Here is an 8,445-nt window from a genome sequence, read left to right on the forward strand (position 1 = left end):
TGATCCGGGCCCAGGCCGCGTCTCTGGAGGCTGAGCACCAGGCCATCGTTCGCGATGTGCTGGCCGCGGGTGACTTCTGGGGCGGTGCCGGTTCGGTGGCCTGCCAGGAGTTCATCACCCAGTTGGGTCGCAACTTCCAGGTGATCTACGAGCAGGCCAACGCCCACGGGCAGAAGGTGCAAAGCGCCGGCAGCAACATGGCCAGCACCGACAGCGCCGTTGGGTCCAGCTGGGCCTAACCCCAACTTCAGGCGCGGCAGCACACCACACGTCGGTGTGCTGCCGCGTCCTGCGGTTACCGTGCACTTTGAACCCTTGAGGTAGTGATGGACCAACAGACCGCCCGCACCGACATCACCGTTAACGTCGACGGTTTCTGGATGCTCCAGGCACTTCTGGACATCCGCCACGTCGCACCGGAATTGCGGTGCCGGCCATATGTTTCGACCGACTCGAACGACTGGCTCAACGAGCATCCCGGCATGGCGGTGATGCGGGAGCAGGGCATCGTCGAGAACGATCAGGTCAACGAGCATGTGGCCGCTCGGATGAGGGTGCTGGCCGCGCCGGACCTCGAGGTGATCGCCCTGCTGTCGCGGGGCAAGCTGCTCTACGGCGTCGTCGACGACGAGAACCAGCCTCCGGGGTCGCGCGACATCCCGGACAACGAGTTCCGGGTGGTGCTGGCCCGCCGCGGCCAGCACTGGGTGTCGGCGGTGCGAGTGGGCAGCGACATCACCGTTGATGACGTCGCCATCGCCGACAGCGCCTCGATCGCGTCCCTGGTCTTGGACGCGCTGGAGTCGATCCACCACGCGGAGCCGGCGGCGATCAACGCGGTCAACGTGCCGCTGGAGGAGATGCTGGAAGCGACGAAATCCTGGCAGGAGTCGGGATTCAACGTGTTTTCGGGCGGCGACCTGCGGCGGATGGGCATCAGCGCCGCCACCGTCGCCGCGCTGGGACAGGCTCTCTCGGATCCCGCGGCCGAGGTCGCGGTGTACGCGCGTCAATACCGGGACGACGCCAAAGGCCCCAGCGCCTCGGTGCTGTCGCTCAAAGACGGCTCCGGCGGCCGCATCGCGCTCTACCAGCAGGCGCGGACGGCCGGGTCGGGGGAAGCCTGGCTCGCCATCTGTCCGGCCACCCCGCAGTTGGTACAGGTGGGCGTCAAGACGGTGCTGGACACACTCCCGTACGGCGAGTGGAAAACCCACAGCAGGGTCTGACGACGAAACACAAAGTTCACCAATGGCTTTGCACTCAACATGCGGTTGAGATGCCAACACGGCATACTTCTCTAAGAGATTCAGCAAATCTCAAACCACTGTCACCAGAGTTTTATCGCAAGGCGGGGTAGATGGAATTCGCAATAGCCGGGATGCGCTTTCCCGGGGGCCGCAGCGCCCCGGAGAGTGGGCCGGCGCAGACTCCGGCCCGGCCGGCGGCACGGGGTTACACAATCACGACGGTAAGGGGTTCAGGGCGATGACTGCGGTAGTTGAAGCGCTACAGCCTGACGTTGAGGGGATTTCGCAGCCTCGGGCGGTCGTGGTCGGTGTTATGGCCGGGGCGGGCGTACAGATCGGCGTCCTGCTGGACGCGAACGCTCCCGTCTCGGTGATGACCGAGCCGCTGCTCAAGGTGGTGAACAGCCGCCTCCGGGAGCTCGGCGAGACCCCGTTGGAGGCCACCGGCCGCGGCAGGTGGGCGCTCTGCCTGGTCGACGGCACGCCCTTGCGGGCCACCCAGTCGCTGACCGAACAGGACGTCTACGACGGCGACCGCCTCTGGATCCGGTTCATCCAGGACACCGAGCATCGCTCGCAGGTCATCGAGCACATCTCCACCGCGGTTGCGGCAAACCTCAGCAAGCGGTTCGCAGCGATCGACCCGGTCATGGCGGTGCAAGTCGGCGCGTCGATGGTGGCGGCCGGGGTGACCGCCGCCTCGGGGCTGCTGCTCTGGTACCGGTGGCACCACAACTCCTGGCTGCCGACCGCATACTCCGCCGTCATCGCCCTCGTGGTGCTGGGCGTTTCCTTGATGCTGCTCATGCGGGCACGCACGGACCAGGATCGCCGCATCGCCGACATCATGCTGCTGAGCGGCCTGGCGCCGCTCACGGTGTCGGCGGCGGCGGCGCCGCCCGGCGGCTTGGGGTCCCCGCACGCGGTGCTGGGCTTCGGCGTCCTCACCATCGCCACGATGCTGGCGCTGCGTTTCACCGGCCGCCGGCTGGGCCTCTACACCGCGCTGATCACGGTCAGCGTGGTCACCGCGATCGCCGCCCTGGCGCGAATGGTCGCGATGACCAGCGCCGTGACGCTCCTGACGAGCGTCGTCCTGGTGTGCGTGCTGGTGTATCACACCGCTCCCGCGCTCTCCCGCCGGCTGGCCGGCATCCGCCTGCCGGTGTTCCCCTCGGCGACCAGCCGTTGGGTGTTCGAGGCCCGGCCCGACCTGCCCACCACCGTGGTCCGGTCCGACGGTGGACCCCCGGTGCTCGAGGGCCCCGCTTCCGTCCGGGACGTCTTGGTGCAGGCGGAACGCGCGCGCTCCTTCCTGACGGGCCTGCTGGTCGGGCTCGGTGTGTTGATGGTGGTCTCGCTGACGGCGTTGTCGGATCCGCACACCGGCCAGCGCTGGCTGCCGCTGTTGCTGGCCGGCTTCAGCGCCGGTTTCCTGATGCTGCGCGGACGCTCCTACGTCGACCGCTGGCAGGCGATCACCCTCGCCGTCACCGCCGTCCTGATCGTCGGCGCGGTGGTCGCGCGGTACGCGCTCGTGCTGCAGTCGCCCCTGGCCGTGTCGATCAGCGCGGCGATCCTGGTTCTGCTGCCGGCGGCCGGCCTCACGTCCGCGGCCGTGGTGCCCAACACCATCTACAGCCCGCTGTTCCGCAAGTTCGTGGAATGGATCGAATATCTCTGCCTGATGCCGATCTTCCCGCTGGCATTGTGGTTGATGAATGTCTATGCAGCCATCCGCTACCGGTAGTGGCAAGGTGTGGCGAGGGCGCGCGTCCGCCGCGGCCCTCGCCGCAGTCTTGCTCTCCTCAGGAGCATTGGCCGGCCTCCCGCCCGCCTATGCGATTTCGCCGCCGACGATCGATCCGGCCGCGGTGCCGCCGGACGGTCCGCCCGGTCCGCCCGCGCCGATGAAGCAGAATTCGTACTGCACCGAGGTGGGCGTGCTGCCCGGCACCGATTTCCGGTTGCAGCCGAAGTACATGGACATGCTGAACCTGCAGGAGGCATGGCAATTCGGCCGCGGCGCCGGCATCAAGGTGGCCGTCATCGACACCGGTGTCAGCCCGCACCCCAGGTTTCCGCACCTGATTCCGGGCGGTGACTACGTCATGGGTGGCGATGGATTGTCGGACTGCGACGCGCACGGAACGATCGTGGCGTCGATGATCGGCGCCGCGCCCGCCAACGGCGCGGGTCCGCCGCCGGCCGCTCCGCGCCGTCCGGTCACCATCCCCACGACCGAACCGCCGCCGAAAGCGCCGCCGCCCCAGACGGTGACGCTGTCGCCGCTGCCGCAGACCGTGACGATGGTCCCCCCGACCGAGGAGCCGCCGCCGGGACCGTTCGGGCTGCCCCCGGCCCCGCCGCCACCACCGCAGCAACCCGCGGGACCGCCCCCGGGACCGCCGCCGGCCGGGCAGGCCCCCGCGAGCAACCACGTCGGTGGCACGGTGACGATCCCGAGCACGGTGTCGATGCCCAGCCACTCGGGCGGGAGCCACGTGGTCGGCGTCGACTACCCGGTCGGCCCGCGCCCACTGGATCCGCCGCCATCCCCGCCACCGCCGCCGGCCCCGTCGGCCGGTCCCGACGCGTTCAGCGGTATCGCCCCGGATGTGGACATCATCGCGATCCGCCAGTCCAGCCAGGCCTTCGGCCTCAAGGACGCCTACACCGGCGACGAGGACCCGCAGACGAGGGCGAAGATCGACAACGTCCAGACGATGGCGCGAGCGATCGTGCACGCCGCCGACATGGGTGCGCAAGTCATCAACATCTCCGACGTCACCTGCATGAGCGCGCGCAACATCATCGACCAGCGTGCGCTGGGAGCCGCGGTGCGCTACGCGGCTGTCGACAAGAACGCCGTCATCGTGGCCGCCGCCGGAGACACCAACAAGAAGGACTGCAAGCAGAACCCGCCGCATGATCCGCTGCAGCCCAACGATCCTCGCAACTGGAGCTCCGTCACCACGGTCGTGACACCGTCGTGGTTCAGCGACTATGTGCTGACGGTGGGCGCGGTCGGCGAAGATGGCCGGCCGCTGACGCAGGGCGGTCAGGGGCAGGGTTCGACGAGCGTGGCCGGTCCGTGGGTGGGCATCGCCGCGCCCGGCACCGACGTCGTCGGGTTGTCCCCCCGGGACGACGGCGTGATCAACGCGATCGACGGCCCGGACAACACGCTCCTGGTCCCGTCCGGCACCAGCTTCTCGGCCGCGATCGTGTCCGGCGTCGCCGCGCTCGTTCGCGCCAAGTTCCCCCAGCTGTCGGCATACCAGGTCATCAATCGGTTGACCCGCACCGCCCGCGCACCGGCGCGCGGCGTGGACAATCAGATCGGCCACGGCATCGTCGACCCGGTGGCGGCGCTCACGTGGGACGTCCCCGAGGGGCCGTTGAAGCCGCCGCAGCAACTTTCGGCGCCGCTGAACATACCGAAGCCCGCCCCGCCCAGGGACATGGTGCCGGTGTGGGTGGCCGCCGGAGGCCTGCTCGGGGCGTTACTGATCGGCGGGGGCGTGTTCGGTACGGCGATGCTGATGAAGCGATCGCGCAAGCAGCAATGAGGGCGGAGCAGCAAACAGTCATGAAAGCTCAGCGCAGGTTCGGATTGTCGTTGTCGTGGCCACGGGTCACCGCGGTGTTCCTGGTGGACATCGCGATCATGGTGGTGGCCAGCCACTGTCCCGAGTCCTGGCAGGGCACCTATCGCATCGCGTTCTGGGTGGGCGTGGGCCTCGCGGCGTTGGTCGCCCTGTTGTCGCTGATCACCTATCACGGCGTCACGGTGACCTCGGGATTGGCCACCTGGCTGTGGGACTGGTCCGCCGATCCGGGTACCGCACTGGGCGCGGGTTGCACGCCGGCGCTCGACTACCAGCGCCGGTTCGGGCGTGACCGGGTCGGCGTGCGGGAGCACGAGGGCCAGCTGGTGTCGGTCATCGCGTTGAACGGCGGCGAGGGCGACCCGTCGTCGCGCCACCGGCACCGGACGTCGCCGCCCACCCTGTTGGTGCAGGCAGTGGCAGATGGGTTGCGCCAGTTCGACATTCACCTCGATGACATCGAAATCGTGTCGGTCAAGGTGCGCCGCGGCGGTAACGCCGCCGAGCTGTCCAAGCTCGACGACTTCGGGCCCGAGGAGTGGGAGGTGGCCAACGGCGAGCCCACCTCGTTCGTTCGCCGCACCTGGCTGGTGTTGCGGATGAACCCGCAGCGCAACATCGCCGCGGTGGCGGTCCGCGACTCGCTGGCATCGACCTTGGTGGCGGCCACCGAGCGGCTGGCCCAGGACCTCGACGGGCTCACCTGCGCCGCGCGGCCGCTGACGGCCGAGGAGCTCACCGAGGTGGACCGCGCGGTGCTCGCCGACCTGGAGCCCACCTGGAGCCGGCCGGGCTGGCGCCGCCTCAAGCATTTCAACGGCTTCACCACGAGCTTCTGGGTGACGCCGTCCGACATCACCACCGACACGCTCGACGAGCTGTGGCAGGCGGACACCGTCGCCACCGTCCTGACGGTCCGGCTGACCTCTCGCGCGGGCCGGCCGCAGGTGTCGGCGTGGGTGCGCTACCACAGCGAAAAGCGGCTGCCACGAGACGTGTCGGCCGGCCTCAACCGCCTCACCGGGCGACAGTTGGCGGCGGTCCGCGCCAGCATGCCCGCCCCCGCGACACGCGCCCCGCTTGTCGTGCCGAGCCGCGTACTGCGTGACGACGACGACCTAGTGCTGTCGGTCGATCAGCTGCGAGGGAGCCCGGCGGGCGTGCCTGCAGCGCAATGACGCGGCCGCAATCGACCGCCGAGGGCGCCCGAAACGCGATGGTCGCCGGCCTGTTGGCATCGGGGATATCGGTCAACGGGCTGCAGCCCAGTCACAACCCGCAGGTGGCCGCGCAGATGTTCGCCACTGCCAGCAACCTGGACCCGGGCATGTGCGACGCCTGGCTGGCGCGGTTGCTGGCGGGGGAGCGCAGCATCGAGGTGCTTGCCGGCGCGTGGGCGTCGGTCCGGACGTTCGGGTGGGAGACCCGCCGGCTCGGGGTCACCGATCTGGACTTCCGGCCCCAGGTATCCGACGGGCTGTTCCTGCAGTTGGCCGTCACCAGCGTCGAGTCATTGGCGTGCGCATACGCCGCCGTTCTCGCCGAAGCGAAGCGCTACGAGGAGGCGGCGGAGCTACTCGACGGTGTCGAGCCCCGACAACCCTTCGAGCAGGAGCTGGTCGACTATGTGCGGGGTGTGCTGTATTTCCGCACCGGCCGCTGGCCGGATGTGCTCAACCAGTTCCCCGAGGGCAAGGTTTGGCGGCAGCCCGAGCTGAAGGCCGCCGGGGCGGCGATGGCCACTACGGCGCTGGCGTCGCTCGGCGTCTTCGAGGAGGCGCTGCGGCGCGGCCAGGACGCCGTCGAAGGCGACCGGGTGCCGGGCGCGGCAAACATCGCGCTGTATACCCAGGGCATGTGCCTGCGGCACCTGGGCCGCGAGGAGGAAGCCGCAGAATTGCTGCGCCGGGTGTATTCGCGGGATCCGAAGTTCAGCCCCGCCCGCGAAGCGCTGGACAACCCGAGTTACCGGCTGGTCCTGACGGACCCGGAAACCATTGAGGCGCGGACGAATCCGTGGGATCCGGACAGCGCGCCGACCCGCGCGGAGACGGAGGCCGCTCGCCACGCCGAGGAGGCCGCCCGCTATCTGGCCGAGGGTGACGCGGAACTCAACGCGATGTTGGGGATGGAACGCGCCAAGCGGGAAATCAAGCTGATCAAGTCGACGACGAAGGTCAACCTGGCGCGCGCCAAGATGGGCCTGCCCGTCCCGGTGACGTCGCGGCACACCCTGTTGTTGGGGCCGCCCGGTACCGGTAAGACGTCGGTGGCGCGGGCGTTCGCCAAGCAGTTGTGCGGCTTGACGGTGCTTCGCAAACCGGTGGTGGTGGAAACCAGCCGCACCAAGCTGCTGGGCCGGTACATGGCCGACGCGGAAAAGAACACCGAGGAGATGCTCGAGGAAGCGTTGGGCGGCGCGGTGTTCTTCGACGAGATGCACACGTTGCACGAAAAGGGTTACCAGCAAGGCGATCCGTACGGCAACGCGATCATCAACACGTTGCTGCTGTACATGGAGAACCATCGCGACGACCTCGTCGTCTTCGGCGCGGGCTACGCCAAGGCCATGGAGAAGATGCTGGACGTGAACCAGGGCCTACGGCGGCGGTTCTCGACCGTCATCGAGTTCTTCAGCTATACCCCGGACGAGCTCGTCGCGTTGACCCGGCTGATGGGGCAGGAGAACGAGGACGTCATCAGCGAGGAGGCGGCCGAGTCGCTATTGCCGTCGTACACCAGGTTTTATCTCGACGAGAGCTACTCCGAAGACGGTGACCTGATCCGCGGCATCGATACGCTCGGCAACGCCGGCTTCGTGCGCAACGTGGTGGAGAAGGCCCGCGATCACCGCAGCTTCCGTCTGGACGACGAGGACTTGGACGCGGTGCTGGCCAGCGACGTCACCGAATTCAGCGAGCGCCAACTGCTGCGGTTCAAGGAACTGACCCGCGAGGATCTCGCCGAGGGCCTGTCCGCGGCGGTCGCCGAGAACAAGTCGACGTAGCTCGGGCTCCATCCGCGACGGGGCGACCTGCGGTTGAAACCCGTGGCTCCTGGCTCGGACACCCCCGGGACTGATCTGTCTTGCCGAACGCCCTTTTCGGCAGGCGCCCGCAATGATCGGACGTGGCGCCGGCCGCGTGGGCGGTCCGCTGCTGGTGTCATCGACATTGGGTTCCGCGCCTCGCTTAGTGCGTCCGCCCGCCGCCGGCCGGGTGGGCGTCGCGCGAGTGCCGCCTGACGATTCTTACAAATCCGAATAGAGAAAAGCCATCGTCGAGCAACGCCGCGAGCGGCGCCGCCGGGCGGTTGGGATTCGCGCAAAAGCCATGCTGAGCTGGGAAAGCGTCGCTCACAGGAAACTAACAGCAGCTAATCAGGCGTGCGGGAGATTAGCCCGTTTACCCTTCATCCTGGTGAACAGTAGGGGAACTGGATGACAATCAACTATCAGTTCGGCGATGTCGACGCCCACGGTGCCTTGATCCGGGCCCAGGCGGCGTCTCTGGAGGCTGAGCATCAGGCCATCGTGCGCGATGTGCTGGCCGCGGGTGACTTCTGGGGCGGTGCCGGTTCGGTGG

The 8,445-nt window shown here is 68.4% G+C and carries 7 protein-coding genes; all 7 read left to right on the forward strand.

Annotated features, from left to right (window positions below; all coding sequences use genetic code 11):
* The first annotated feature begins 2 nt into the window (after window positions 1–2).
* Window positions 3–239: a WXG100 family type VII secretion target gene (locus HMPREF0591_RS17615; protein WP_083802021.1), complete on the forward strand. Its 237-nt coding sequence runs from the start codon at window positions 3–5 to the stop codon at window positions 237–239.
* An 87-nt stretch (window positions 240–326) separates the two neighbouring features.
* Window positions 327–1,229, forward strand: a complete 903-nt coding sequence (locus HMPREF0591_RS17620) for an ESX secretion-associated protein EspG (protein WP_007169983.1) — start codon at window positions 327–329, stop codon at window positions 1,227–1,229.
* 259 nt (window positions 1,230–1,488) lie between these two features.
* Window positions 1,489–3,000 (forward strand): type VII secretion integral membrane protein EccD, encoded by a 1,512-nt coding sequence (gene eccD / locus HMPREF0591_RS17625; RefSeq protein WP_007169984.1) that lies wholly within the window; start codon window positions 1,489–1,491, stop codon window positions 2,998–3,000.
* Window positions 2,978–4,822, forward strand: coding sequence for a type VII secretion-associated serine protease mycosin (locus HMPREF0591_RS17630; RefSeq protein ID WP_040623043.1), 1,845 nt, complete (start codon window positions 2,978–2,980; stop codon window positions 4,820–4,822). The genes eccD and HMPREF0591_RS17630 overlap by 23 nt, the downstream gene beginning before the upstream one ends.
* A gap of 20 nt (window positions 4,823–4,842) precedes the next feature.
* Entirely contained in the window at window positions 4,843–6,039 is a 1,197-nt protein-coding gene (gene eccE, locus HMPREF0591_RS17635) for a type VII secretion protein EccE (RefSeq protein WP_040623044.1), read from the forward strand.
* Complete coding sequence (gene eccA, locus HMPREF0591_RS17640) at window positions 6,036–7,868, forward strand: type VII secretion AAA-ATPase EccA (RefSeq protein WP_007169987.1); 1,833 nt, start codon at window positions 6,036–6,038, stop codon at window positions 7,866–7,868. Before eccE ends, eccA begins: the two co-directional genes overlap by 4 nt.
* 432 nt (window positions 7,869–8,300) lie before the next feature.
* A partial coding sequence (locus tag HMPREF0591_RS33970) for a WXG100 family type VII secretion target (RefSeq protein ID WP_007169989.1) occupies window positions 8,301–8,445 on the forward strand: 145 nt, incomplete at its 3' end.

The organism is Mycobacterium parascrofulaceum ATCC BAA-614, assembly GCF_000164135.1.
Classification (GTDB): domain Bacteria; phylum Actinomycetota; class Actinomycetes; order Mycobacteriales; family Mycobacteriaceae; genus Mycobacterium; species Mycobacterium parascrofulaceum.

Bases quoted from the DNA above. Each gene is read 5' to 3' on its own strand.
- HMPREF0591_RS17620 (WP_007169983.1), top strand. From the start codon at position 327: ATGGACCAACAGACCGCCCGCACCGACATCACCGTTAACGTCGACGGT.
- eccD (WP_007169984.1), top strand. From the start codon at position 1,489: ATGACTGCGGTAGTTGAAGCGCTACAGCCTGACGTTGAGGGGATTTCG.
- HMPREF0591_RS17630 (WP_040623043.1), top strand. From the start codon at position 2,978: ATGCAGCCATCCGCTACCGGTAGTGGCAAGGTGTGGCGAGGGCGCGCG.
- eccE (WP_040623044.1), top strand. From the start codon at position 4,843: ATGAAAGCTCAGCGCAGGTTCGGATTGTCGTTGTCGTGGCCACGGGTC.
- eccA (WP_007169987.1), top strand. From the start codon at position 6,036: ATGACGCGGCCGCAATCGACCGCCGAGGGCGCCCGAAACGCGATGGTC.